We start from the raw sequence: 24,844 nt of genomic DNA, 5'->3' as shown, positions 1-24,844 counted from the left end.
GCCGCTGATGCCCTTCCCCGCTGAGCGGCCGCGGCGCCTGCGCGCCACCCCGGCGCTGCGGTCGCTCAGCGCGCAGGAGCACCTGGCGCCGCAGCGGCTGGTGCTGCCGGTCTTCGTCAAGGAGGGGCTGCGCGAGCCCTCGCCCATGCAGTCGATGCCGGGCGTGGTGCAGCACACGATGACGTCCCTGGTCGACGCCGCGCAGGAGGCGGTCGCCGCCGGCGTCGGCGGGATCATGGTCTTCGGCGTCCCGGCGGTGCGCGACGCGCGCGGCTCGGGCGCCGACGACCCCGAGGGCGTGCTCAACACCGCCCTGCGGGTGCTGGACGAGGCGGTCGGCTCCGACTGCGTCGTCATGGCCGACCTGTGCCTCGACGAGTTCACCGACCACGGCCACTGCGGCGTCCTCGACGACGCGGGCCGGGTCGACAACGACGCCACGCTCGAGAGGTACGCCTCCATGGCGCTGGCGCAGGCCGAGGCGGGGGCCTCCCTGCTGGGGCTCAGCGGGATGATGGACGGCCAGACCGGTGTCGTGCGCTCCGCGCTCGACGCGGTCGGCCGCTCCGACGTCGTCCTGCTGGCCTACGCCGCCAAGTACGCGTCGGCCTTCTACGGCCCCTTCCGCGAGGCAGTCGAGTCGACCCTGCAGGGCGACCGCCGGGCCTACCAGATGGACCCGGGCAACCGCCGTGAGGCGCTGCGCGAGGTGCGCCTGGACGTCGCGGAGGGCGCCGACGTCGTCATGGTCAAGCCGGCGCTGCCCTACCTCGACGTCCTCAGCGACGTGGCCGCCGCCGTCGACGTCCCGGTGTGGGCCTACCAGGTCTCGGGGGAGTACGCGATGGTCGAGGCCGCTGCGGCCGCCGGGATGATCGACCGCCAGCGCGCGATCCTCGAGTCGCTGACGTCGGTCCAGCGCGCCGGGGCCACGGCCACGCTCACCTACTGGGCGACGGAGGTCGCAGACCTGCTGCGCCGGGGCTGACCTGGGTTGAGCGGAGGACGCTCAACCCAGGTTTGGTGCGTGGTCGGTTCGGGTATCCCCGGGGTGGCACCGCAGAGGGTGCCCGCGGACCGCGACGGCGGACCGCGTCCTGTGATCCCGTGATCCGGTGAGGAGGATCCCCGTGACCGTCATGCAGTTCGACCCCTTCGGCGACCCCTTCCGCCAGCTCGACCGCATGGCCCAGCAGCTGGTCAGCGGCGCTCGCACCCCGATGCGCATGCCGATGGACGTCTGGAAGGACGAGAGCGGCTACCACGTCGAGCTCGACCTGCCCGGTGTCGACCCGAGCAGCGTGGACGTGACCACCGAGCGCAACGTCATCACCGTCCGCGCCGAGCGGTCCACCCGGGCGGCGGGCTCGCGCGAGGTGCTCATCGCCGAGCGGCCGCACGGCTCGTTCGTCCGGCAGCTCCAGATCGGGGACGGCCTCGACGCCGCGGGCGTCAGCGCCGACTACCGCGACGGCGTGCTGCACCTGCTGGTGCCGGTCGCGCCCTCGGCGCAGCCGCGGCGCATCGAGGTCTCGCGCAGCTCCCGCTCCGACCACCACGAGGTCGTGGAGAGCACCAGCGAGCAGCGCGACGCCGTCGGCTCGGCGTCCTGACCGCCTGACCGGCCTCTCCCGGCCCGGGGCTGCTGAGGGCGGCCCCGCTGCGCCGACCCGTCGCGGTCAGGCGTAGTCGGGGCCGCCACTCACGCCGAAGAACTGCTCCAGCGTGGGCGTGCCCGCCGCCGCCATGGCCGCCACCAGCTCCACGCCCACCCAGCGGAAGTGCCACGGCTCCGGGTTGTAGCCCGTGACGGCCTGGTCGGCCTCGGTGTACCGGAGCAGCCAGCCGTGGGCGCCGGCGTGCTCGGCGAGCCACAGCCCCTCGTCGGTCTCCCCGAACCGAGGGCTCAGGGTGGCGCTGCCGTCGGCGGAGGAGAAGTCGACGGCCAGACCCGTCTGGTGCTCGCTGTACCCGGCGCGCGCGCTGTACCGGTCCGCGCCGGCCTGGCCGTTGCGGGCGACCGAGCGGCGGTGCACCTGCTCCTGGTACTCGTGCGTGCGGAAGCCGCTGACCAGGGTCAGGGCGACGCCGTCGTCGCGGCTGTGGGCGAGCAGGGCCTCCAGGTCGGGGGCGGCGACGGCGCTCACCAGCTCACCGGCCACGCGCACCACCTGGGCGGGCTCGTAGTCCGCAGGGACGATCGGGTGCTGCTTGTTCACCACCACCCACGGGCTGGACGCCTCGCCGGTGGAGTGCGCGGTCCTGTCGAAGGTGGCGCTCGCGGTCGCGGTGGCCGTGGTGGGGCTCGCGGTGGGGGGCGTCGACGGGGTGCCGGCGGGGGTCGGGGGCACCTGCGCAGCCGCCAGCGCCTCCGCCGGCGCCGCCGACGGGGCCGCGGTGGCGCCCCAGCGCCCGCCGAGGCCGGAGGAGGCTGCGAAGGCGCCCGCCACCCACGCGGCCCCCGCCACGAGTGCTCCGCGCCGCGTCACGGACGAGGGCGCGCGGTGCCGGCTCACGAGCTGACCCCCTCCGGGACGTGCAGGGCGACTGCCCGGTGCTGGGGCGGTCCCGGCGAGCCTAGGCGAGGGCGGCGGCCCGGCGCGCCGCTGCGGTGGGGACCCGCCGGACCGCCGCGGCGGGCGTCGGCGAGCAGCCGCAGGACGGACCACGGGCGCCGGCTCACAGGCCCAGGTCGTCGGCCATCGACGCCACGGCCTCGGCGAAGAAGGCGTCGGCGGGGTCGAAGGTGTTCGCCAGCTGCCCGAAGAGCTCGCTGCTCACCAGGCCCAGGAGCGCCGTCCACGCCCGGGCCCCGGCCACCACGACGGCGGGCGAGGCCTGGGCCGCGGGCCCTCCGGCGGCCGCCGCGAGCACCCGGGCGGCCTGCTCGCCCAGGGGCGGCCCCGGTTGCCGCGCGCGCACGGCGTCGGCGCCCGCCAGGACGGCCAGCAGCGCCAGGGGGCTGCGCGAGCCGGCCGCCGTGGTGCGCTCGTCCCCCCGGTAGCCCGGTACCGGCGACCCGTGGACCAGGGCGAACTCGTGCGGGTGCTCCACCGCCCAGGTCCGCAGCGCGGCGCAGCCGGCGGTGAAGCGGTCGCGCGGCGTCCTGTCCCCGCCGGCGGCGGACGCCGCCTCGACGGCGGCGCCGCAGCTGTCGTAGGCCTCCACGATGAGGGCCGTCAGCAGCTCGTCCCGCGTGGCGAAGTAGCGGTAGACCGCTGAGGACGCCATCCCCAGCTCCCGCGCGACGGCGCGCACCGAGAGCCCGGCGGCACCGACCTCGGCCAGCTGGCGGCGCGCGGCGCCGAGGATCTCGGCCGTCAGCTCCCGGCGGGCGCGCTCGCGGGCGGTCAGGACGGCGGTCACGGGCGCATCCTGCCACCCGCGAGATCGGTGCTCGGAACCGAGAGCACTGCTCTTGTTCCTGGAGGGCTGCGGGTGCACACTCGTGCCATGTCGACAAGAGCAGCGCTCTCGAAGAAGTCCAGTGCTCACGGTTCTGGCGCGGGGACCCGCTACCTCGCGCCCGGCCGGTTCACCGCCCGGGTCCTCAACCCCGGCGTCGCCGTCCTGACGCGCTGGGGCCTGCCCGTGGCGGGCTCGCGGGTCCTCGCCGTGCGGGGGCGCAGCTCCGGTGAGTGGCGGACCACGCCGGTGAACCCGCTGTCGCTGGGGGGCGAGCGCTACCTCGTGGCGCCCCGGGGGCACACGCAGTGGGTGCGCAACCTGCGCGTCGCGGGCGAGGGGGAGCTGCGCGCGGGGCGCCGCACCGAGCCCTTCCGCGCCGTGGAGCTGCCTGACGCCGACAAGCTGCCCGTCCTGCGCGAGTACCTGCGCCGGTGGGCGTGGGAGGTGGGTGCCTTCTTCGACGGCGTCGGCGCGGGCGCCAGCGACGAGCAGCTCCTGGCTGCAGCTCCGAAGCACCCCGTCTTCGTCATCACGCCCGCCACCTGACCCCCCCTTCGCTGCGGTCCGGGAGCGGGGGTCGCAGGCGCGCCGGGTGGGAACGCAGAAGACCCCCACCCGGCCGCGCCGGGTGGGGGTCTTCGAGGGTGCGGAGGCTCAGGCCTGCTTGATGGCCGAGACGTCCAGCGTGATCTTGATCTTCTCGCTGACGAGCACGCCGCCGGTCTCCAGCGCGGCGTTCCAGGTCAGGCCGAAGTCCTTGCGGTTGATCTCGGTCTCGGCCGAGAAGCCGGCTCGGGAGTTGCCGAAGGGGTCGGTGGCGACGCCCTCGGCGGTGACCTCGAGCTGCACGGGCTTGGTCACGCCGTGGAGGGTCAGGTCGCCGTCCACGAGGAAGCCGTCACCGGAGACCTGCACCGAGGTGGAGCGGTAGGTCATGGTGGGGAACTGCTCGACGTCGAAGAAGTCGGCGCTCTTGAGGTGGCCGTCGCGGTCGGCGCTGCGGGTGTCGACGCTGGCGACCTGCACGGTGGCCTCGACCGAGATGAGGGAGGCGTCCTCGGCGATCTGGACGGTGCCGGCGACGTCGGAGAAGCGGCCGCGGACCTTGGTGACCATCGCGTGGCGGGCGGTGAAGCCGACCTCGGTGTGCGACGGGTCCACGGTGTAGGTGCCAGCGACGAGGCCGGCGGGCAGGGTGGTGGCCATGGTGTCCTCCAGGTGGGTCGACGTGCGGTTCAGGCGCCGCGGGGGTGCGCTGCACCTCCACTGTGACGCATAATGGTTCAACATTCAACTTTGTTCCCGCTGTCAGCCCGCCCGGAGGTGGCCGACATGACCGACACCGCTGAGACCACCGCTGAGACCACCGCGCAGACCCGCTGGCTGGACGCGGACGAGCAGCGCACCTGGCGGACCTACCTCGAGGCCACCCAGCTGCTCGCCCGCCGGCTGAGCCAGGAGCTGGACGAGTCCGAGCACGACCTGTCCCTCGCCGACTACGAGCTGCTGGTGAGGCTCTCGGAGTCACCCGACCGCTCGCTGCGCATGTCGGACCTCGCTGACGACCTCGTGCACTCCCGCAGCCGCCTCACGCACGCCATCTCCCGCCTGCAGGACCGCGGGCTCGTCGAGCGCCGCGCGTGCCCCGAGGACCGCCGCGGCGTGCTCGCCGTCCTGACGCCCGCGGGCTTCGCCGCGCTCGAGGCCGCCGCTCCGCTGCACGTCACCGGTGTCCGCCAGCACCTCTTCGACCAGCTCCCCCGCGAGGACGTCGAGGCGCTCGGCCGGATCTGCGGGCGGCTGGCCGAGCACCTGCGCTGACCGCCCGCGGTCACCGCTGACGACGGCGACGCCGACCGCGCGCGACGCAGGCCCGGCCCGTCAGCCGACCGCGGTCCCGAAGAGCAGCCCCAGCAGGTACGTGACCGCAGCGGCCCCCAGGCCGATGGCCAGCTGGCGCAGCCCCCGGGGCAGCAGCGGGCCGCCGCTCAGCACGCCGACCACGGCGCCGGTGGTCAGCAGCGCCAGCGACACGAGCACCAGCGCGGTGACCAGCGCAGCACCCTCCTCCAGCCCCACGAGGAAGGGCAGCACGGGCACGAGCGCGCCGCTGGCGAAGAAGGCGAACGACGAGCCCGCGGCGGCCCAGGCGCTCCCGACCACGTCGTCGCCGTCGTCGTCCTCCTGCGGGACGCCGAGGCCGGGCGACGGCGACAGCGGTCGCGCCGCGGCGCCCCGCCCCTGGACCGTGCGGCCGCCCCGCAGCGCAGCGAGCTGCTCGGCCGCGTGCTGCTCGGCCTCGGCCTCGGCCATGCCGCGGGCCCGGTACACCAGGGCGAGCTCGTTGGCGTCGACGTCCAGCGCGCCCACCACCTGCGGCGAGTGCGGCGCGGGGGCCGAGGCGGCGATGAGCTCGCGCTGGGACCGCACCGAGACGTACTCGCCGGCGGCCATGGACAGCGCGCCGGCGAGCAGCCCCGAGACGCCCGTCAGCAGGACCACCCGGGTGCTGGTGCCGGCACCGGCCACGCCCAGGACCAGCGCGAGGTTGGAGACCAGCCCGTCGTTGGCGCCGAAGACCGCGGCGCGGAACGTGCCCGACACCCGGGCCCGCCCGCGCGCCGCCAGGCCGCGCACCACCTCGCCGTGCACCTGCTCGTCCGCCGCCATCGCGGCGGTGGCGTGCGGCTCGCTGCCGTAGCTGGACCGGCCCTCCGCCTGCTGGGCCAGCGCCAGCACGAACACCGACCCGAACCGCTGGGCCAGCAGCGCCAGGAGGCGCAGCCCGGTGCTCGGGCGACCGGGCCGGGGAGGCGCCCCGGTGCTCTGCTCGATGAGCGCCGCCCAGTGCGCGGCGTGGCGGCCCTCGGCCTCGGCCAGCGCGAGCAGCACCTCGCGCTCCTCGCCGCCGCGGCGCTGCGCCAGCCGCCGGTAGACGGTGGCCTCGTACTGCTCGTCGGCGAGCAGGCGGCGCCAGCGCCGGACGTCGCGCGACGAGGTCGGGGCGGAGGTGCCGGGCACGGCGCTCATGATGGTCGCGCCGGGCGCCCCGCGCGCGCAGGCGGCGCCGTGCCGGAGCGGTCAGGGACCGGGATCGAGCACGAGGAAGCCGCCCGTGGTGGCGTACCAGCCGGCGTCCACCAGCAGCCCGGCCCCGAGGAGCGCCAGCGCGGCGGTGACGAGGTGCCGCACCAGCGGGCGGACCCGCGCCCACCAGCGGGCGAACAGCGCCGCCGCCCGCTCGTGGCCCCCGCGTGCCACGGCCACCAGGAGCAGCAGCAGCAGCGGCGCCTGGCTGACCACCGACCAGGTGGTGTGCGCCGCCACCACCTGGCCGAGGGGCTCCCCGCGCCCGGCCAGCACCACGAGGCCGACGAAGGAGGGGTCCAGCACCGCCCCGCCCGTGAAGAGCACCGCGGCACCGACCATCCCGGCCCCGCTGGCCAGGCGCGCGCCGCCGCGCCGGCTCGCCTCCGCCGCCGCCTCCTCGCGCGCCGGGGCCCCCCGGCGGCGCAGCCGCGCCGCGGCCCACGCCAGGGCCAGCAGGCCCGCCAGCGCCTCCAGCGCGGCGGTGACGGGCCCGCCCGGCAGCGAGCCGGCCCAGTCGACCCCGCTCAGCGAGGCGCCGGCGGTCAGCGAGAGCACCGCGCCCAGCGCGGCCGTGAGCACCAGCACCGAGACGCCGAAGACCAGCACCGCGCGGGGGCGGGCCCCCGCGGCGAGCGCGGCCGCGGCCAGCAGCGCACCGGTCGGGTCGAGCCCCGCCACCCCCAGGCCCAGGGCGGCCAGCAGCAGGCCGCCGAGCCCGTCGAGCGCGCCGTCGGTCACACCCGCACGCTAGGCCCGCTCGTCCCCGCGGCCCGCCGCGGGGAGGATGGTCGCGTGAGCACCACCACCCCGACCGGCACCACGCCCGCCCCCGCGTCGCAGGCCCTGTTCGAGCGCGCGAGCGCGGTGCTGCCCGGCGGCGTCAACTCCCCGGTGCGCGCCTTCCGCGCGGTGGGCGGCACCCCGCGCTTCACCGCCTCGGCGAGCGGCCCGTGGCTCACCGACGCCGACGGCGTGCGCCGCGTGGACCTCATCGGCTCCTGGGGCCCGATGATCCTGGGCCACGGCCACCCCGCCGTCCGCGAGGCCGTGGTGGCCGCCGCCGCGAAGGGCTTCAGCTTCGGCACGCCCAGCGAGGGCGAGGTGCTGCTCGCGGAGGAGCTGGTCTCCCGCGTCGAGCCGCTCGAGAAGGTGCGCCTGGTCAGCTCCGGCACCGAGGCCACGATGAGCGCCATCCGCCTCGCCCGCGGCTTCACCGGCCGGCCCGTGGTGGTGAAGTTCGCCGGCTGCTACCACGGCCACGTCGACGCCCTCCTCGCCTCCGCCGGGTCCGGCCTGGCCACCTTCGCCCTGCCGGACACCCCCGGCGTGACCCCGGAGAGCGCCGCCGAGACCCTGGTGCTGCCCTTCAACGACGTCCCTGCCCTGGAGCAGGCCTTCGCCGCCCACGGCAGCCGCATCGCGTGCGTCATCACCGAGGCCGCCGCCGGCAACATGGGCGTGGTGCCGCCCGCGCCGGGGTGGACGGCGGCGCTGCTGCGCGAGACCCGCAGGGCCGGTGCGCTGCTCATCAGCGACGAGGTCATGACCGGCTTCCGCCTCTCGCGCGCCGGCTGGTTCGGCCTGGAGGGCCGCCAGGGCGTGGACCTCGGCGACGGCGCGGGGGAGCAGCCCCTCGCCCCGGACCTGTTCACCTTCGGCAAGGTGATGGGCGGCGGCTTCCCGGTGGCGGCGTTCGGCGGCCGCGCCGACGTCATGGCCCACCTGGCACCCGCCGGGCCCGTCTACCAGGCGGGCACGCTGTCGGGGAACCCCGTCGCCTCCGCCGCGGGCCTGGCCACGCTGCAGCACTGCACGCCCGAGGTCTACGAGCGCGTCGACGCCGTCGCCGCGACCGTCCGCGACGCCGCCTCCGCGGCGCTGGCCGCCGAGGGCGTCCCGCACACCCTGGGCGTGGCGGGCAGCATGTTCAGCGTCTTCTTCACCGACGTCGACGTGGTCGACTACGACACCGCCCGCACCCAGGACGCGGGTGCCTTCGCCGCGTTCTTCCACGCGATGCTCGACGCCGGGGTGCACCTGCCGCCGTCCTGCTACGAGTCCTGGTTCGTCTCGGCCTCCCACGACGACGACGCGGTCGGCGTCGTCCTGGAGGCGCTGCCGGGCGCTGCTCGGGCTGCGGCAGCGGCCCAGCGCGGGTAGGCAGGAGCCGTCGGGTGGCCCTCGGGTCACCCGGACGGCTCAAGGAACGGGCCTGGTCCGCCGATCACCACACCAGCGCCACACCGGCGCAACACCGTGGAAACGCGAGACGTGCAGGCTCCGTGCATGGCGGCGAAGGTCGTGGTGCGAGGCCCTGCTGAAGGGGTCCTCCTGTGATGCTCGACGCGCTGTCCGCCCCGCTGCTCATCGCGCAGACGGCGGAGCTCGACGCCGCTTCCCGGGTCACGTACCGCCTGGAGCAGACCTTCCGGTACACCTACGACGCGCCCGTCACCGACCTGCGCCAGCGCCTGGTGGTGCTGCCGCCGGCCGTCCACGGCGACGTGCACCGCCGCCTGGCCAGCCTGACCGTCACGGGGCTCGAGGACGGCGCCGTGCGCCGCACCGACCGCCGGGACGCCTTCGGCAACACCGTCACCCGCGTCCGCGCCGACCGCGTGGCCGACCACGTGGAGTTCCGCCTGGCCGCCGTGCTGGAGCGCGTCGTCCCCACCGCCGCCCACGAGGCCCACGCCGCGGTGCCCCGCACCGCCCTGCGCGACCCGCGCCTGCTCACCCCCACGGCGCTGACCACCCCGGACGCCGCCGTCGTCGAGCTGGCCGAGTCCCTGCGCCGCCCCGAGAACCCCCTCGAGACCGCCGAGCGCGTCTGCTCCGCCGTGCACGCCGCCTTCACCTACCGCTTCGGGACGACGACGACGCGCACCACCGCCGCGCAGGCGCTCGCCGGCGGCGTGGGCGTCTGCCAGGACTACGCGCACGTCATGATCGCAGTGATGCGCCACCTGGGGATCCCCACCCGGTACGTCTCGGGGCACCTCATCGGGCAGGGCGGCACCCACGCCTGGGTGGACGTCGTCGTCCCCGGCCTGGTCGACGGACAGCCGGGTGCCGTGGCCGTGGCCTTCGACCCGTGCAACGACAAGCGCGCCGGAGCCGGGCACCTGACCATCGCCGTGGGCCGCGACTACACCGACGTCGCGCCCGTCTCCGGCAGCTACAGCGGCGAGGGCGTGCGCGGCGCGCTGGCGTCCACGCGCGACCTCGGCGTCGTCAGCATCCAGCCCTGACGCCCCGCGCCGCGGGCGGCGTGTGACGTCGCGCGCAGGTGCCGGGCGCGCGTGCCCCGGCACCCAGGTGCGGATGGGATGCTTCTCGCATGGCCCTGACCGCCGTCCACCTGCTGCGCCACGGGGAGGTCCACAACCCCCAGCGCGTGCTCTACGGCCGGCTCCCGGGCTACCGCCTCTCCGAGCGGGGCCAGGCCATGGCCGCCCTCGTCGCGAAGACCCTCGCGGACGAGCAGGCCGACGTCGTCGAGGTCGTCGCCTCCCCGCTGCAGCGCGCCCAGGAGACGGCCGCGCCGATCGGCGAGGCCTTCGGCCTGCCCGTCGGCACCGACGATCGGCTCATCGAGGCAGCCAACCACTTCGAGGGCCTCACCTTCGGCGTCGGGGACGGCGCCCTGACCCGGCCGCGCCACTGGTGGGTGCTCCGCAACCCGCTGCGCCCCTCCTGGGGCGAGCCGTACGCCGAGCAGGCCGAGCGCGTGCTCGCCGTGGCCCGCGAGGCGGCTGCCCGCAACGCCGGTCACGGATGCGTGCTCGTGTCCCACCAGCTGCCCATCTACTCCGCCCGCCGCCGCGCCGAGGGCCGCCGCCTCTGGCACGACCCCCGCAAGCGCGAGTGCACCCTGGCCAGCCTCACCACCCTGCGCTTCGACGGCACGGCGCTGGTGGGGGTGGACTACCGCGAGCCCGCCGCCTCGCTGCTGCCGGGCGCCGTCGACACGGCGGGTGCGGCGTGAGCGGCGTCTCGCGGCGGACGCTGCTGGCCGGGGCGTTCGCCGTGCCGGCCGCCGCCGCGCTCGCGGCGTGCGACGGTCTGGGGAACACCGTCTCGGACACGGGCAACCAGCAGGGCTACGTCTCCGGCAACGGCGACCTGACCATCCTGCCGGTGGTGGAGCGGGGCCAGCCGGTGGTCCTGTCCGGGACCACGACGGAGGGCGACACCGCTGACGTCGCCGCCTGGCGGGGCCAGGTCGTGGTGATCAACGTCTGGTACGCCGCCTGCGCGCCGTGCCGGGTCGAGGCTCCCCACCTCGCCGCCGTGGCGGACGACAACCCCGACGTGCGCTTCCTGGGCCTCAACACCCGCGACGGGCAGGCCCAGGCGCAGACCTTCGAGAAGCAGTTCGAGATCCCCTACCCGAGCATCCTCGACAAGGGGTCGGGGCAGGGTCTGCTCGCGCTGCGCGGGACGATCCCGCCGACCGCCGTGCCCTCCACCGTCGTCCTCGACGTCGAGGGCCGTCCGGCCGCGTGCGTCGTGGGCAGGGTCGAGGAGAGCGTGCTGCGCGGCGTCATCGAGGACGTGAAGAGCGGCCGCGCCGACAGCGGTGGCACCACGAGTGCGGGGACCAGCGCGTGAGCCTGGCCGAGCTGTTCCAGGGCGTCGCCGGGGGCGGCCCGCTGCTGCTCGCCGCTCTCGTCGCCGCGGTCGCCGGGCTGGTGAGCTTCGCCTCGCCGTGCGTGCTGCCGCTGGTGCCCGGCTACCTGGGGTACGTGACGGGCCTGACCGGCGTCGACCTCGAGCGCCAGCGCCGCGGTCGGCTGCTGCTCGGCGCGGTGCTGTTCGTGCTCGGGTTCTCTGCGGTCTTCGTGGCCGCCGGAGCGGCCTTCGGGGCGCTGGGTGCCTTCCTCGTGGGGAACCAGCTGGAGCTGACCCGGTGGATGGGCGTGGTCGTCGTGCTCATGGGCCTGGCCTTCCTCGGGCTGGTGCCCGGCCTGCGCGGCGAGGCGAAGGTCCGCTGGCGGCCCGCCGCGGGCCTCGTCGGCGCACCGCTGCTCGGTGCGACCTTCGGGCTGGGCTGGACGCCGTGCATCGGCCCGACGCTCGCCGTCGTGCTGACCCTGGCCACGAACTCCGGCACCGCCTCGCGCGGGGTGCTGCTGACGATCGCCTACTGCTTGGGGCTCGGGCTGCCGTTCGTGCTCGTCGCGCTCGGCCTGGGCCGCTCGGCCCGCGCGCTCGACTGGCTGCGGCGCCGCCGGCTCGTCATCGCGCGCACCGGCGGGGCGGCCCTCGTCGTGGTCGGGGTGCTGCTGGTCACCGGCCTGTGGGGCCAGTGGATCGGCGCGCTGCAGGGCAGCATCGCCGGCTGGGAGACCGTCGTCTGATGGAGGGAGCACGCCCGTGACGACCGTCGAGGAGCGGCGCACCTCCGCCGAGCCGCCGTCGGACCCGCGGCCCGTCGGGCTGGGCCTGGTCGGGTGGCTGCGCTGGACCTGGCGCCAGCTGACGAGCATGCGCACCGCGCTGCTCCTGCTCATGCTGCTCGCCGTCCTGGCGGTGCCGGGGTCGCTCTTCCCCCAGCGCAACATCGACCAGGTCGCCGTGGCGCAGTACTACCAGGACCACCCCGACCTCGCGCCGTGGCTCAACCGGGTCAGCCTCTTCGACGTCTACTCCTCGCCGTGGTTCTCCGCGGTGTACCTGCTGCTGTTCATCAGCCTGGTCGGCTGCGTGCTCCCGCGGACGAGGGTGCACCTCGCCAACCTGCGCCAGGCCCCGCCGCGCACGCCGGCGCGCCTGTCCCGGCTGCCCGAGCACCGCGCGGTCGAGGTCGACGCCGCACCCGCGGACGTCCTGCGCGCCGCGCAGGAGGTGCTCCGGGGACGCCGCTACCGCACCGCGGACGTCGAGGACGACCGACGAGGCGCCTCGCTGGCGGGCCAGCGCGGGGAGCTGCGCGAGACCGGCAACCTGCTCTTCCACCTGGCGCTGGTCGGCGTGCTCATCGCCATCGCCGTCGGCGGGCTGTGGGGCTACCGGGCGCAGGTGATCGTCGAGCAGGGCGACGCCTACGCCAACTCCCAGGCGTCCTACGACAGCTGGGACCCGGGCGCGCTGGTGGACGGCGCCTCGCTGCCCCCGTTCGCCTTCACCCTCGACGCGCTGCACGTCGCCTTCGACAGGGACTCCACCGGGAACCAGTTCGGCGCCCCGCGCAGCTTCTCCGCCGACGTCACGGTCACGGACGCTCCCGGTGACGCGCCGCGGCGGCAGCAGATCAGGGTCAACGAGCCGCTGCGCGCCGGCGGCGCGTCGGTCTACCTGGCCGGCAACGGGTACGCCCCGGTCATCACGGTGCGCGACGCCGCGGGGAACGTCGTCTTCGACCAGGGCACCCCCTTCCTCGTCCAGGACGCCAACTACACCTCCACGGGCGTGGTGAAGGTCCCCGCGGCCGGCAGCTACGGCGACCTGGGCCTGCAGGGGCTGTTCCTCCCGACGGCCTCGCCGGACTCCGAGGGCGTGCCGGTCTCGACCTTCCCCGACCTCGAGAACCCCGAGCTGCTGCTGTTCGCCTACACCGGCGACCTCGGCATCGACGACGGCGTGCCGCAGAACGTCTACGAGCTCGACACCTCGCGCATGGAGCGCGTGACCAGCCCCGACGGGCAGCCGCTGCGCTTCGCCATGACCCCGGGCCAGACCTACGAGCTGCCGAACGGCCTCGGGTCGGTGACGTTCGACCGCGTCGACAGGTACGCCGGGTTCACCGTCCGGCACGACCCGGCCCGCGCCGCCGCCCTCGTCTTCTCCCTGCTGGCGATCGCCGGGCTCACCGCCTCGCTGTTCGTGCCGCGGCGCCGCCTGTGGGTGCGGGCAGCACCCGCCACCGGTGACGCCGCGCAGGGCCGGACGCTGCTCGAGGTCGGCGCCCTGGCGCGCAGCGAGGACCACGGCCTGGCCGCGGAGGCCGACGCGGTCCTGTCCGCCGTGCTCGCGCGCCTGCCCGCCCGAGACACTGACCAGACCCCGTCCGACAAGCCCCCGCGACAGGAGGAGCCGTGAGCGTCGACGAGACCCTGGCCTCGGCCAGCAACTCCCTCGTCTACTCGGCCATGGCCGTGTACACCCTGGCCCTCGGCGCCAGCGCCATGGACCTCGCCGGCCTCGGCGAGCGCGCCACGGCGAGGAACCGCCGCAAGCAGCAGGGCAGGGAGGCGCTGCAGGCGGCGTCGCGCCAGCCGGCGGTCGTCGGGGCCGGTGCTGCCGGTCCGGTGGTGCGCACCTCCGCCACGGAGGAGCCGGTGCCCCTCGCCGAGGACGGCGCCCCCCGCAAGGCGGCCGGCATCGCCACCTCGCTGACGGTGCTGGCGCTGCTGCTGCACCTCGGCGGCGTGGTCACCCGCGGTCTCTCGGCGCACCGGGCGCCCTGGGGCAACATGTACGAGTTCTCCGTGACGGGCACCTCCGTCGTCGTCCTCGTCTACCTGCTGGTGCTCACGCGGCGCGACGTGCGCTGGCTGTCGACGTTCGTGCTGGCCCCCGTGCTGCTGAGCCTGGGCCTCGCCGTCGCCGTCCTGTACACCGACTCCGCGCCGCTGGTGCCGGCGCTGCAGAGCTACTGGCTGATCATCCACGTGTCGGTGGCGTTCGTGAGCTCGGCGCTGTTCGTGCTGGCGTTCTCCACCACCGTGCTGCAGCTGGTGCAGGAGCGCCGCGAGGCGCAGCGCGCCGCCGGCGCCACCCTGGGTGCCGGCCGCTTCATGGAGGCGCTCCCCAGCGCCGCCGACCTGGAGAAGCTGTCCTACCGCCTCATCGCCATCTCGTTCCCGCTGTGGGCGTTCACGCTGGTGGCGGGCGCGATCTGGGCCGAGGTCGCCTGGGGCCGGTACTGGAACTGGGACCCCAAGGAGGTGTGGACCTTCATCATCTGGGTGGTCTACGCCGCCTACCTGCACGCCCGGGCCACCGGTGGCTGGAACGGGCGCCGCGCGGCGTACCTGTCCATGGCCGGCTTCGCCTGCCTGATGATCAACTACGGCGTGGTCAACGTCTTCTTCCCCGGCAACCACTCCTACGCCGGCATCGGCTGACCGGCACCGGCGCGCACGAGAGCCCCGGGACCCCGCAGGGTCCCGGGGCTCTCGCGTGCGGGGGAGGAGCCGGTGCCTCGGACCTCGTCAGACGTCGCCGCGGTGCTTGCGGTCGAGCGAGCGCAGGAAGTCCTCGTCGTCGTCGGGGCCCTTCGGGGCGCCGCCGCGGGAGGTGCTCACCGGCGGAGCGGGGCGCGGCCCGTGGGTGCGCCCCGCGAGCAGCCAGGCCAGCGGGCCCACGACCGGCAGCAGGACGATGACCGCGACCCACACCCCGACGGGCAGTCCGCGGACCTGGGACCCGGTGGTGCGCAGGCAGTCGACCAGCGCGTAGATCCCCAGCACGAGAGCCACGAGGGCGACCAGCATCGGCACGTGACGATGGTAAGCACGTCGTCCACCTACTCTCGTGCTGTGTCCCCCTTCGTCCGCTACGCGCTCATGCGGATCCTGCTGTTCTTCCTCGTGGCCCTGCTCGGGTACGCCGTCGGCATGCGCGAGCTGCTGCTCGTGGTGTTCGCGCTGGTGGTCTCGGCCCTGCTGTCCTACCTCGTGCTGGGCGGCCCGCGGCGGGCCCTGGTGGAGCGGCTCGAGCAGCGCACCGCCGCACGGCACGAGAGGGCCGCGGCCCGCGAGGCTGCAGGGAGGCGCTCCGGGCGCGTGTCCGCTGCTGAGCGCGACGCCGCCGCCGAGGACGCCGACGACGACGCCCAGCGCCGGCCCCGCTGACGCGGCCGCCGGACCCCGCCCGCGGTGGAGCGGGGCCGCGGGTCTCAGAGCAGCGGGGTGACGGCCAGGGCGAGGCCCAGCAGCAGCGCGTAGACCATCTCCAGCCTGCCCGTCGCGCCCAGGACGGGCACCAGGTCGCGGCCGGACGCCCCGCGCAGCACCGTGCTGGCCGCCGCGAGGGCCAGCGGGACTGTGACGAGCGCCACCAGCGCGAGCGGGGCGCGGGGGCTCGCGAGCGCCGGCACGGCCAGGAGCGCGTAGGGCACCACGAGCAGCGCCGCGTACAGCACCCGCGTTCGCGGCTCGCCGAGGCGCACCGCCAGGGTCCGCTTGCCGGCCACCGCGTCGGTGGGCACGTCGCGCAGGTTGTTGGCCACGAGGATCGCGCACGCCAGCGAGCCGACCGCCACGGCGCCGGCCCAGCTGGCGGCGTTCAGCGAGCCCACCTGCGTGTAGGTGGTGCCGAGGGTGGCGACCAGCCCGAAGAAGAGGAAGACGAACACCTCGCCGAGGCCCGCGTAGCCGTAGGGCCGCGGCCCCCCGGTGTAGGTCCAGGCGGCGACGACGGCGAGGGCGCCGACCACCAGCAGCCACCACGCGCCCGACAGGGCCACGAGCACCACGCCGGCCACTGCGGCCACCGCGAAGGACAGCAGCGCTGCTCGCAGGACCTCACCGGGCCGCGCGACGCCGGAAGCGGTCAGGCGCAGCGGCCCCACCCGGTCGGCGTCGGTGCCGCGCACGCCGTCGGAGTAGTCGTTGGAGTAGTTGACGCCCACCTGCAGCGCCAGGGCCACGAGCGCGGCGAGCAGCGCCCGCCCGGCGTGGGCCGACTGCACCAGGGCAGCCGCACCGGTGCCGACGAGCACGGGCGCCAGCGCCGCGGGGAGGGTCCGCGGGCGGGCTCCCGCCACCCACTGACCGGCGCTCGCCACCCGAGGACTGTAGGTGGCCGACCCCCTCTGACCACGATCGGGGTGGCGGGCCGTCCGCGACCGCGGTCCCCCGCGCGCGGGAGGTGCCCCCAGGCCGGCCACGGGGACGCGCGTCACGGGCGGCGGGCGCGCCAGCAGGTGGTCGTGTACGGCACGGGGATGCGGTCCAGCCCCGCGGTGTCGGGGTGCGTGGCGAGCAGGTCGCGCACGGAGCCCAGCACCCGCTGGCGCTCCTGAGGGGCGGCGGTGAGCACGTAGCTGCGGCTCGCCGCCAGCCCGACCACGTCCTCGGGGGAGAGGTCGTGCGTCCACCGGGCGGTGGTGCGCCGCTCCGCGTCGACCAGCGGGGCCCCGATCCGCGGGTCCTGCGACCTCGCCGCCATGTGGGGCGCGGGGGCCAGCAGGTCTCCCAGCGCGGCGACCCACGGCTCGGACTCGTCGCGCCGGTTCCAGAGCAGGCCGAGACGGCCGCCGGGGGCCAGCACCCGGCCCACCTCCGCGCTGGCCGGGGCGGGGTCCACCCAGTGCCACGCCTGGCCCAGCACCACCAGGTCGACGGCGGCGTCGGGCAGCGGCAGCTGCTCCGCGGTGCCCGCGAAGGTCGGCACGCCGGGGACGTCCGCGTGCAGCTGCGCCAGCATCTTCGGGTCCGGGTCCACGGCCACCACCTCCAGGCCGCGCTCGACCAGGCGGGCCGTCAGCGCGCCGGCACCCGCGCCCACGTCCGCCGCCCGCAGCCTCCGCTCGCCGAAGCCGCCCGTCAGGCCGTCCAGCAGCCAGTCGACCGCCTCGGCGGGGTAGGTGGGACGCACCGCCGCGTACCCCGCGGCGGCCGCCCCGAACGACAGCGCCTGCTCGGTGGTCACGGGGTCAGGGTGCTCCGGGGTCGCCACGGCCCCACCCTGCCCCGTCCGCCGGCCGTCGCCAGCGGGGAGGGGCGCTCAGGACGGCGGGGCGAGCAGCCGGGCCGCCAGGGCCGCGGCCGCGCGGCGGTCGGGCTTGCCGATGCCCCGCACCGGCAGCGCCTCGACGGCCAGCACGTCCCGCGGTGCCGAGGCCGCGCCCAGGCGCTCGCGGACGGCGCCGCGCACCGCGTCCAGCGGCGGGACCGCGCTGCCTGAGGCGGGGACCACGAGCGCCACGACCCGCTGCCCCCACTCGGGGTCCGGCACGCCGACCACCAGCGCGTCGACGACACCGGGGAGCCCCGCGAGGACGCGCTCCACGGCCAGCGGCGCGACCTTGCGCCCTCCGGTGACGACGACGTCGTCGAGGCGGCCGAGCACCGACAGGCGCCCTGCCGCGTCCACGCGGCCGAGGTCGCTGGTGGCGTACCAGCGCCGCCCGTCGCGCTGCACGAACGCCTCCGCGACCAGGTCGGGGCGGCCGCGGTAGCCGGTGGCCAGCACGGGACCGCTCAGCAGGACGCGGCCCTCGTCGTCGTCCTCGTCGGTGGCGCCCCGCACGGGCTCCAGCGCCACCTGGACGCCGTCAAGGGCCACCCCGTCGTAGACGCAGCCACCGGAGGTCTCCGTGGAGCCGTAGGTCCGCACCACGCGCACCCCCGCCTCCTGCGCACGGGCCAGCAGGGGGGCGGGAGCCGCCGCACCGCCCAGCAGCACGGCGTCCAGGCGCGCCAGCGCGGCCGCCGCCTCGGGCACCTCCAGCGCGCGGGCCAGCTGCGTGGGCACCAGGGAGGCGTACAGCGGCGCGCCGGTGCCGTCGTCGAGGGCCTCGACGGCGCCGGGCAGGGCGGCCGGGGCACCGGGCGGGGCCACCACGGGCTCGGTGCCCGCCACGGCGCTGCGCACCAGCACCTGCCAGGCGGCCACGTGCTCCAGCGGCAGCGCGAGGAGCCAGCGCCCGTGCCCGCCCAGCCGCTGCGCCGTGGCCCGCGCCGAGGCGGTCAGGGCGCCGCCGCCCAGCTCCACGGCCTTGGCCTCCCCGGTGGAGCCGGAGGTCGCCAGCACCAGCGAGGTGCTCGCCGCCAGCGGGAGGTCGGGGCGGGCCGCGGCCCGCAGGCGCCCGGCCGCCGCAGCGTCCGCGGGCAGGGGCAGCAGCGCCGGACCGGTGCCGTCCAGCGCCGCGCGGAGGTCGCCCAGCAGCTGCGGGACGCGGCGCTCCTGGTCCGCCGTCGGGACGACCACCTCGCGCAGCGCCCGACCCTCCACGCGACCACCGTAGGCGCCCGTCAGGATGGGGGAGTGGCCGCTGCACCCGTCGACGCCGCGGCCTCCCGGACCGACCACCCCCACGACCGCAGGGCCGCGGGCACCGCCCTCGCCCTCGGGGCCAGCGCCTCCGGGCAGACCGGCGCCGCCGTGGGCGCCCTGGCGTTCCCCGACCTCGGGGTGCCCGGCGTGGTCGCGGTGCGCCAGGTGGTGGCGGCGGTCGCGCTGAGCACCGTGGTCCGGTGGTCGCCGCGGTCGCTGGACCGCCGCACCTGGACGCTGGTGCTCGCCCTCGCCGCGGTGATGGGCCTGATGAACCTCACCATCTACGAGGCCGTCGACAGGATCGGGCTCGGCCTCGCGGTGACGGTCGAGTTCCTGGGGCCGCTCGCCGTGGCCGTCGGCACCTCGCGGCGGGTGCTCGACGTGCTGGCCGCCGTCGCCGCGGCGGTCGGCGTGCTCGTGCTGGTGGCCCCGGGCCCCTCGAGCGACGTGGCGGGGATCCTCCTGGCGCTCACCGCGGCCGCCGCCTGGGCCACGTACATCCTGCTCAGCCGCGCCCTCGGAGCCCGGCTGCCCGGGCTGCAGGGCGCGGCGGCCGCCGCGACGGTGCTGGCTGCCGCGTGGGCGCTGCCCGTCCTCGTGGTGGTCCTGCTGGCGCGTCCGCCGTGGCAGGCGCTCGCGCTCGCAGCGGTGTGCGGGGTGATGTCCTCCGCGCTGCCCTACCCGGCCGACATGGCCGCGCTGCGGCGCCTGCCGGCTACGACGTACTCCACGCTGCTGAGCGTGAACCCCGTCTGGGCGTTCCTCGCCGGCGTGGTGCTCCTGGGGGAGCGCGTGGCCGCGCACGAGGTGGTCGGAGGTGCTCTCGTCGTCGTGGCGAACGCCGTCATCACCGCCCTGCCCGCCGGGCGGCGGGCGGGGCGGTCGGCCGTCCCGGAGGCCTCAGGCGGGGACGACGGCCGCGCGGCGGCCTGACAGCGACTCCACGACCTCGGCCAGCACGCGCTCGGAGTCCTCGTGGGGCACCTGGCAGGTGCCCGCGGCCTCGTGGCCACCGCCGCCGTGCCGCAGGGCCACGGCGCCGATGTCGGCGGTGGAGCTGCGGTCGAGGATCGAGCGCCCCATCGCCAGCACGGTGTTCTGCTTCCCGCGGCCCCAGATGACGTGCACGGAGACCCGCGCGGCCGGGAACAGCGCGTAGACGAGGAAGCGGTTGCCCGCGTGGACGACCTCCTCCTCGCGCAGGTCCACCACCACGACGTCGTCGTGCAGCGTGCTCACCCGCAGCAGCTGCGCGGCGAACTGCTCGGCCTGCGCGCGGTACAGGTCGACCCGCTCGGCGACGTCGGGCAGCGCGAGGATCTCCTCGGCGTCGGCGTGCTGGGTGCAGTGGTCGATCATCTGCAGCATCAGGTCGTAGTTGGAGATCCGGAAGTCCCGGAACCGGCCCAGGCCGGTGCGCGAGTCCATGAGGAAGTTCAGCAGCGCCCAGCCGGTGGGGCGCAGCACCTCCTCCAGGGAGTACTGCGCCGAGTCCGCCTGGTCCACGGCGGCCATGAGCGACTCGGGCACCTGCGGGAACGCCGCGGCGCCGCCGAAGTGGTCGTAGACCACGCGCGCCGCCGACGGCGCGTGCTCCACGATGACGTGGGCCGCGGTGCCGGGCGCCGGGGTGCCGTTGCGCAGGGCCTCGCTGTGGTGGTGGTCGAACACGGTGTGCGCCCGCGGGTCGTACGGGAGGTTCGTGAGCAGGTCCCGGCCGGTGATCTCCACGGCGCCGTCCTGCACGTCCTTGGGGTGCACGAACGTGATCTCGTCGATGAGGTCGAGGTGCTTCAGCAGCACGGCGCACACGAGGCCGTCGAAGTCGGAGCGGGTGACGAGGCGGTGGCGGGCAGCGGTCGGCATGTCCTGGGTGTCGGCACGCCCCGGCCCCACCTGGAGGCCCCGCCCGGGGGACACCCACCCCGGGCGGGACCGGCACCCTGGTGGCGTCCGCCGGTGAGGAGACCCCTCTGCCGGGTAGGGGGTGTCCGTGGCGGAGCGACGACGGGGCAGCGCCGGGCAGGGCCCGGGGTGGTGGGGCCGGGGCGGCCCCTCCTGGAGCGAGCAGCACGGTGGCCCGCCCGTGCGCAGCGCGCTCAGCCTGCGGCTGGCGCTCGCGGTGCTCGGCGTGCTGCTGTGGGCTGGCGCGTCGCTGTGGGTCGCCGCCGCGGGCGGCCCCGCGTGGCTGCTGCTGCTCACCGCCTTCGTGGCGGTCGGCTTCGTCGTCGACCTGGTCGTGGTCGCCCGCCGCAAGCGACGCGGCGAGCCGGGCTGAGCGCGGGCTGGAGCCGGGCCGAGCGCCGGGCCGGGCTCGGGGGGACCATGGGGCGGTGAGCCAGCGCAAGCCGCCCGGCGTGAGCCGGGAGACCTGGGTGGACCGGCAGGTCCGCGAGGCGGTCGAGCGCGGGGCCTTCGACGGTCTGGAAGCCTCCGGCAAGCCCCTGGACGACGCGGTGCTCGGCCAGAGCGCGGGCGAGTGGGCCGTGGAGTGGGCCCGCCGCGAGGGCGCGGACATGACGGCCGCCCTGCCGCCGGCGCTGGCGCTGCGCCGCGAGCGCGAGGAGCTGGTGGAGGCCGTGCCCGGCAAGCCCACCGAGGAGTCCGTCCGTGCGGCGGGGGACCTCTTCAACGAGCGCCTCGACGCCGCCTACCGCCGGCCGCAGGAGGTGCCGCCGGTGGCGCTGCCGTTCGTGGACCTCGAGCGGCAGCTCGCCCGCTGGCGGGAGGCGCACCCCCTCGGGCCGGCGGAGCCGGAGGCACCGCTGCCGGGGCGCGTCCCCGCCGCCTCGCGGCCGTGGTGGGCGAGGGTGGGGCCGCGCCGGCGGCGGGGGAGCCGCTGACCAGCCCCGCAGCGGTGCGCAGGGCATCATCGGGGCTGTGAGCGCCCGGGTCACCCTGTCCGACGTCGCCGCGCACGCCGGCGTCTCGCGGGCCACGGCGTCGCTGGTGCTGCGCGGTGAGGGGCGGGTCTCGGACGCCACGCGGGAGCGCGTGCACGCCGCCATGGCCGAGCTCGGCTACGTCTACGACCGGGTGGCGGCCGCCATGCGCTCCGAGCACGCGCCCGTGGTGGGCGTGCTGGTCAGCGACATCACCAACCCCTTCTTCGCGCAGGCGCTCGTGGGCGTCCAGGCGGCGCTGCGCGAGGAGGGCTACCTGCCGCTGCTCACCAACGCCGCGCACGACCTCGCGCAGCAGGCGGAGCTGCTGGGGCTGCTGCGCGAGCACCGCGTGGCCGGCCTCGTGCTCGCGCCGGTGGCGGGCACGCCGTCGTCGCTGGTGGACGACCTGCGCGCCTGGGGGCTCGAGCACGTGCTGCTCACGCAGCCGGTCGACGGTGCGAGCACGTGGACGGTCGCCCCCGACGACCGCCTCGGGGGCCGGCTGGCCGCCGAGCACCTGCTGGACGTCCACCGGTGCCGGCGGCTGCTGCTCGTGGGGGCGTCGCGGGACGTGGCCAGCGCCCGGCTGCGCGAGGCCGGCGTGCGCGACGCGGTCGCCGCGGTGCCGGGCGCGGCGGTGGTGGCTGCGCTGGGGTGGCTGCCGGCGGACCCGACCGGTCTGCTGCTGGGCCGGGCGGCGGTGGCCGGCCTGCTGGCCGGCGCGCCGGCCGCCGGGGACCACGACGACGACGGGAGCGGCGTCCCGGACGGGGTCGTCTGCTTCAGCGACGTCCACGCGACGGGCCTGCTGCGGGCGCTGCGCGAGGCCGGGCGAGCCGGTGCGCTGCCCGTCACCGGGTACGACGACATCCCGGCGGCGTCGCTCTACGAACCGCCGCTGACCACGGTCTCCACCCACGGCGAGGCCCTCGGCCGCACGGCGGCCGAGGGCCTCGTCCGCCGGCTGGGCGCGAGCGCCCCTCAGGGCGAGCCGGTCGAGCTGGAGGTCCCGCCGCGGCTGGTGGTGCGCCAGTCGTGCGGATGCGCGTGACACGCGGTGCTGGATCGATCTAGCATCGTCGTCGCACCACCCGGCGACAGCCGACCGCGAGCCCTGCCAGACCCCGGACCCCGCACACCCACGTCCCTCCCGGAGCACACCGTGACCCTCACGGCACCCGCCACCGGCGCGCAGCGCGCCGCCTCCCGCCTCGCCACGCCCTGGTGGCGCGAGGCCGTCGTCTACCAGGTCTACATCCGCTCCTTCGCCGACGGCGACGGTGACGGCACGGGGGACGTCGCCGGCCTGCGCGCCCGCCTGCCGCACCTGGCCTCCCTCGGCGTCGACGCCGTCTGGATCAACCCCTGGTACCCCTCGCCCATGGCCGACTCCGGCTACGACGTGGCGGACTACCGCGCCGTCGAGCCGCTCTTCGGCGACCTCGAGCAGGCCTCCGCGATGATCGCCGAGGCGCACGGGCTCGGGCTGCGCGTCATCCTCGACGTCGTCCCGAACCACCTCTCCGACGAGCACGCGTGGTTCCGGGCGGCGCTCGCCAGCGCCCCCGGCTCGCCCGAGCGGGCGCGCTTCATCTTCCGCGACGGCCGCGGCGAGGCCGGCGAGCTGCCCCCCAACGACTGGACCAGCCACTTCGGAGGCCCGGCGTGGACCCGCGTGGTCGAGGCCGTCGGCGACGCCGCGCACCCCGCCGGCCGGCCCGGCCAGTGGTACCTGCACCTGTTCAACAGCAAGCAGCCCGACGTCGACTGGTCCCACGAGGACGTCCGCGCCGAGTACGACGACGTGCTGCGGTTCTGGTTCGACCGCGGCGTCGACGGGTTCCGCATCGACGTGGCCCACGGCCTCACCAAGCACGCCGACCTGCCCGACACCGGCGTGCTCGAGAACCCCCACCGGCCCTTCGGCGCGGGCGACCACCCCTTCCTCGACCGCGACGACGTCCACGAGGTCTACCGCCGCTGGCGCGCCATCGCCGACTCCTACGACGACCCGAAGGTCTTCGTGGCCGAGGCGTGGACCGGCGACCCGGTGCGCCTGGGCCTGTACCTGCGCCCCGACGAGCTGCACACGGCGTTCAACTTCGACTTCCTCGTCTCCGCGTGGCGCGAGCCGGAGCTGCGCGGCGTCATCGACAGGACGCTGGCCGCGCACGCCGCCGTCGGCGCGCCGCCCACCTGGGTGCTGAGCAACCACGACGTGTACCGCGAGGTCTCCCGCTACGCCCGCGAGCAGGACCGCCCGCAGCTGGGCGGCGAGGAGGACTTCACCGGCCGGCCCGCCGACCTCGAGGTGGGGCTGCGCCGCGCCCGGGCCGCCGCGCTGCTCATGCTGGCGCTGCCGGGCGGTGCGTACGTCTACCAGGGCGCCGAGCTGGGCCTGCCCGAGGTGGAGGACCTGCCCGAGGAGTCCCTGCAGGACCCGGTGTGGTTCCAGTCCGGTGGCGAGCGCCGGGGCCGCGACGGCTGCCGCGTCCCGCTGCCGTGGTCGGGCGCCGAGGCGCCCTTCGGCTTCAGCGAGCGCGCCGACGGCGCGGCGCCCACCGGCGAGCCGTGGCTGCCGCAGCCCGCGTCCTTCGCGGGCCTGACCGTCGCCGACCAGGACGGCGACCCGACCTCGACCCTCGAGCTCTACCGCTCGGCGCTGTCGCTGCGCCGCTCCCTGGAGGCCCTCGGGGACGGGGAGATCGCCTGGGTGCGGTCCGCGGACGGCTCCCTCGACGGCGTGCTCGCCTTCACCCGCGAGCCGGGCTTCGCCTGCTGGGTGAACCCGTCCCCGCGTCCGGTGTCCCTGCCGGCCGGCGCAGAGGTCCTGCTGGCCAGCGCGGACCTCGAGGACACCGCCGACGGCGGCCTGCTGCTGCCCGTCGACACGGCCGTCTGGCTGCGCCGCTGACCCCCCCCGACCGTGATCATGGGCGTCCGCCACCCCTTGCGGGTGGCGGACGCCCATGATCACGCGGACGGTGGGGGTCAGGCGGGGTCGGTCACGCCGTCGGCGTTGACCATCCACGGGGTGCCCCAGCGGTCCTTGCACTGGCCGAACCAGGCGCCCCAGGGCGCCTTCGCCAGCGGCACGTCCTCGTGCCCCGTCGCGGCGAGCTGCCGGTACCAGTCCAGCAGCGTGTCACCGTCGTCGCCGGTCAGCGCCACCGCGAACCCGTCGACCCCCGCGAACGGCATCGACGAGGGGGTGTCCGACCCCATGAGGACCATGCCGTTGGGCAGGTCGAGCTGGCCGTGCATGACCCAGCCGTCCTCCTCGCCCCCCATCGGCATGCCGCCCTCGGTGAAGGTCATCAGCGACAGCTTCCCCCCGAGGACGGAGGCGTAGAACTCCATCGCCTCCCGGGCGGTGCCGCGGAAGTTGAGGTACGGGTTGAGCGTGTAGGCCACGGCTTCCTCCTGGTGCACGGGGGCGGCCCTCGCCGCCTGACGCACTGCAGACCGTGGCCCCCGCGGGAACTCATCGCAAGGTCCGCTCGGTCGTG

28 protein-coding genes are annotated in these 24,844 nt (G+C 76.2%); 17 read left to right on the top strand and 11 right to left on the bottom strand.

Annotated elements, in window-relative coordinates:
* Positions 1–7: 7 nt before the first annotated feature.
* Together hemB and FHN55_RS01915 are read left to right on the top strand one after the other, a co-directional pair.
* On the top strand, positions 8–988 hold the full coding sequence (gene hemB, locus FHN55_RS01920; RefSeq protein ID WP_139710208.1) for a porphobilinogen synthase: 981 nt from the start codon (positions 8–10) through the stop codon (positions 986–988).
* Between the two features lie 151 nt (positions 989–1,139).
* The gene (locus FHN55_RS01915; RefSeq protein WP_139710354.1) at positions 1,140–1,613 is read left to right on the top strand and encodes an Hsp20/alpha crystallin family protein; all 474 of its coding nucleotides are present in this window, start codon (positions 1,140–1,142) and stop codon (positions 1,611–1,613) included.
* A 66-nt stretch (positions 1,614–1,679) separates the two neighbouring features.
* Here the strand turns inward: FHN55_RS01915 and FHN55_RS24045 are convergent, their stop codons facing one another.
* Positions 1,680–2,516 (bottom strand): D-alanyl-D-alanine carboxypeptidase family protein, encoded by an 837-nt coding sequence (locus FHN55_RS24045; RefSeq protein ID WP_139710206.1) that lies wholly within the window; start codon positions 2,514–2,516, stop codon positions 1,680–1,682.
* A gap of 163 nt (positions 2,517–2,679) precedes the next feature.
* Positions 2,680–3,366 carry a TetR/AcrR family transcriptional regulator gene (locus FHN55_RS01905; RefSeq protein WP_139710204.1) on the bottom strand — a complete coding sequence of 229 codons (687 nt, stop codon included), beginning with the start codon at positions 3,364–3,366 and terminating at the stop codon, positions 2,680–2,682.
* A gap of 87 nt (positions 3,367–3,453) precedes the next feature.
* Here FHN55_RS01905 and FHN55_RS01900 point away from each other — a divergent pair, with 87 nt between their 5' ends.
* Positions 3,454–3,954, top strand: coding sequence for a nitroreductase/quinone reductase family protein (locus FHN55_RS01900; RefSeq protein ID WP_139710202.1), 501 nt, complete (start codon positions 3,454–3,456; stop codon positions 3,952–3,954).
* A gap of 108 nt (positions 3,955–4,062) precedes the next feature.
* On the opposite strand, the gene FHN55_RS01895 is transcribed toward FHN55_RS01900, so the two are convergent.
* Entirely contained in the window at positions 4,063–4,614 is a 552-nt protein-coding gene (locus FHN55_RS01895; RefSeq protein ID WP_139710200.1) for a YceI family protein, read from the bottom strand.
* 126 nt (positions 4,615–4,740) lie between these two features.
* Between FHN55_RS01895 and FHN55_RS01890 the strand changes: the two genes are divergently transcribed.
* A complete protein-coding gene (locus FHN55_RS01890) occupies positions 4,741–5,229 on the top strand; it encodes a MarR family winged helix-turn-helix transcriptional regulator (RefSeq protein WP_139710198.1) in 489 nt (162 codons plus the stop codon).
* Positions 5,230–5,289: 60 nt separating this feature from the next.
* Here FHN55_RS01890 and FHN55_RS01885 read toward each other — a convergent pair whose 3' ends face one another.
* Both FHN55_RS01885 and FHN55_RS01880 read right to left on the bottom strand, forming a co-directional pair.
* Positions 5,290–6,429, bottom strand: a complete 1,140-nt coding sequence (locus tag FHN55_RS01885; RefSeq protein WP_218974255.1) for a VIT1/CCC1 transporter family protein — start codon at positions 6,427–6,429, stop codon at positions 5,290–5,292.
* A 60-nt stretch (positions 6,430–6,489) separates the two neighbouring features.
* Positions 6,490–7,236: a hypothetical protein gene (locus tag FHN55_RS01880; RefSeq protein ID WP_139710193.1), complete on the bottom strand. Its 747-nt coding sequence runs from the start codon at positions 7,234–7,236 to the stop codon at positions 6,490–6,492.
* 54 nt (positions 7,237–7,290) lie between these two features.
* Between FHN55_RS01880 and hemL the strand changes: the two genes are divergently transcribed.
* The 7 genes from hemL (at position 7,291) to ccsB (ending at position 14,570) form a co-directional block, all read left to right on the top strand.
* Positions 7,291–8,658: a glutamate-1-semialdehyde 2,1-aminomutase gene (gene hemL / locus FHN55_RS01875; protein WP_139710191.1), complete on the top strand. Its 1,368-nt coding sequence runs from the start codon at positions 7,291–7,293 to the stop codon at positions 8,656–8,658.
* A gap of 176 nt (positions 8,659–8,834) precedes the next feature.
* Positions 8,835–9,749 (top strand): transglutaminase family protein, encoded by a 915-nt coding sequence (locus tag FHN55_RS01870; RefSeq protein ID WP_257570631.1) that lies wholly within the window; start codon positions 8,835–8,837, stop codon positions 9,747–9,749.
* Between the two features lie 89 nt (positions 9,750–9,838).
* Positions 9,839–10,486 (top strand): histidine phosphatase family protein, encoded by a 648-nt coding sequence (locus FHN55_RS01865; RefSeq protein ID WP_139710186.1) that lies wholly within the window; start codon positions 9,839–9,841, stop codon positions 10,484–10,486.
* Positions 10,483–11,112 carry a TlpA disulfide reductase family protein gene (locus FHN55_RS01860; protein WP_139710184.1) on the top strand — a complete coding sequence of 210 codons (630 nt, stop codon included), beginning with the start codon at positions 10,483–10,485 and terminating at the stop codon, positions 11,110–11,112. The genes FHN55_RS01865 and FHN55_RS01860 overlap by 4 nt, the downstream gene beginning before the upstream one ends.
* On the top strand, positions 11,109–11,861 hold the full coding sequence (locus tag FHN55_RS01855) for a cytochrome c biogenesis CcdA family protein (RefSeq protein ID WP_218974254.1): 753 nt from the start codon (positions 11,109–11,111) through the stop codon (positions 11,859–11,861). Before FHN55_RS01860 ends, FHN55_RS01855 begins: the two co-directional genes overlap by 4 nt.
* Before the next feature lie 16 nt (positions 11,862–11,877).
* The gene (locus FHN55_RS01850; protein ID WP_139710182.1) at positions 11,878–13,542 is read left to right on the top strand and encodes a cytochrome c biogenesis protein ResB; all 1,665 of its coding nucleotides are present in this window, start codon (positions 11,878–11,880) and stop codon (positions 13,540–13,542) included.
* 50 nt (positions 13,543–13,592) lie between these two features.
* Positions 13,593–14,570 (top strand): c-type cytochrome biogenesis protein CcsB, encoded by a 978-nt coding sequence (gene ccsB / locus FHN55_RS01845; RefSeq protein ID WP_139710350.1) that lies wholly within the window; start codon positions 13,593–13,595, stop codon positions 14,568–14,570.
* A gap of 87 nt (positions 14,571–14,657) precedes the next feature.
* On the opposite strand, the gene FHN55_RS01840 is transcribed toward ccsB, so the two are convergent.
* The gene (locus FHN55_RS01840) at positions 14,658–14,939 is read right to left on the bottom strand and encodes a PLD nuclease N-terminal domain-containing protein (protein ID WP_139710348.1); all 282 of its coding nucleotides are present in this window, start codon (positions 14,937–14,939) and stop codon (positions 14,658–14,660) included.
* Between the two features lie 45 nt (positions 14,940–14,984).
* Between FHN55_RS01840 and FHN55_RS01835 the strand changes: the two genes are divergently transcribed.
* Entirely contained in the window at positions 14,985–15,299 is a 315-nt protein-coding gene (locus tag FHN55_RS01835; RefSeq protein WP_180357574.1) for a DUF4229 domain-containing protein, read from the top strand.
* 44 nt (positions 15,300–15,343) lie between these two features.
* Here the strand turns inward: FHN55_RS01835 and FHN55_RS01830 are convergent, their stop codons facing one another.
* The 3 genes from FHN55_RS01830 to menE form a co-directional block, all read right to left on the bottom strand.
* Positions 15,344–16,234, bottom strand: a complete 891-nt coding sequence (locus FHN55_RS01830) for a 1,4-dihydroxy-2-naphthoate polyprenyltransferase (protein ID WP_139710178.1) — start codon at positions 16,232–16,234, stop codon at positions 15,344–15,346.
* Between the two features lie 113 nt (positions 16,235–16,347).
* Positions 16,348–17,100 (bottom strand): class I SAM-dependent methyltransferase, encoded by a 753-nt coding sequence (locus FHN55_RS01825; RefSeq protein ID WP_139710176.1) that lies wholly within the window; start codon positions 17,098–17,100, stop codon positions 16,348–16,350.
* A gap of 75 nt (positions 17,101–17,175) precedes the next feature.
* On the bottom strand, positions 17,176–18,405 hold the full coding sequence (gene menE / locus FHN55_RS01820; RefSeq protein WP_218974252.1) for an o-succinylbenzoate--CoA ligase: 1,230 nt from the start codon (positions 18,403–18,405) through the stop codon (positions 17,176–17,178).
* Between the two features lie 33 nt (positions 18,406–18,438).
* On the opposite strand from menE, the gene FHN55_RS01815 reads away from it, so the two are divergent.
* Complete coding sequence (locus FHN55_RS01815) at positions 18,439–19,383, top strand: DMT family transporter (protein WP_139710175.1); 945 nt, start codon at positions 18,439–18,441, stop codon at positions 19,381–19,383.
* On the opposite strand, the gene FHN55_RS01810 is transcribed toward FHN55_RS01815, so the two are convergent.
* Entirely contained in the window at positions 19,351–20,316 is a 966-nt protein-coding gene (locus tag FHN55_RS01810; RefSeq protein ID WP_139710173.1) for an exopolyphosphatase, read from the bottom strand. The two genes, FHN55_RS01815 and FHN55_RS01810, sit on opposite strands and share 33 nt — an antisense overlap.
* 127 nt (positions 20,317–20,443) lie before the next feature.
* Between FHN55_RS01810 and FHN55_RS22470 the strand changes: the two genes are divergently transcribed.
* The 4 genes from FHN55_RS22470 (at position 20,444) to FHN55_RS01795 (ending at position 24,249) form a co-directional block, all read left to right on the top strand.
* Positions 20,444–20,728: a DUF6343 family protein gene (locus FHN55_RS22470; RefSeq protein ID WP_180357573.1), complete on the top strand. Its 285-nt coding sequence runs from the start codon at positions 20,444–20,446 to the stop codon at positions 20,726–20,728.
* A 55-nt stretch (positions 20,729–20,783) separates the two neighbouring features.
* Complete coding sequence (locus FHN55_RS22465; RefSeq protein ID WP_180357572.1) at positions 20,784–21,293, top strand: DUF1992 domain-containing protein; 510 nt, start codon at positions 20,784–20,786, stop codon at positions 21,291–21,293.
* 37 nt (positions 21,294–21,330) lie between these two features.
* Positions 21,331–22,386, top strand: a complete 1,056-nt coding sequence (locus FHN55_RS01800; protein ID WP_180357571.1) for a LacI family DNA-binding transcriptional regulator — start codon at positions 21,331–21,333, stop codon at positions 22,384–22,386.
* A gap of 111 nt (positions 22,387–22,497) precedes the next feature.
* Positions 22,498–24,249: a glycoside hydrolase family 13 protein gene (locus FHN55_RS01795; RefSeq protein ID WP_139710169.1), complete on the top strand. Its 1,752-nt coding sequence runs from the start codon at positions 22,498–22,500 to the stop codon at positions 24,247–24,249.
* Between the two features lie 77 nt (positions 24,250–24,326).
* Here FHN55_RS01795 and FHN55_RS01790 read toward each other — a convergent pair whose 3' ends face one another.
* Positions 24,327–24,749 (bottom strand): VOC family protein, encoded by a 423-nt coding sequence (locus FHN55_RS01790; RefSeq protein ID WP_139710166.1) that lies wholly within the window; start codon positions 24,747–24,749, stop codon positions 24,327–24,329.
* Positions 24,750–24,844 lie beyond the last annotated feature (95 nt).

The sequence above is a fragment of the Streptomyces sp. NP160 genome (genome assembly GCF_006335115.1).
Classification (GTDB): Bacteria; Actinomycetota; Actinomycetes; order Actinomycetales; family Quadrisphaeraceae; genus Quadrisphaera.
The sequence above is the reverse complement of the archived record's forward strand: the minus strand, read 5'-3'. Positions and strand labels throughout refer to the sequence as shown.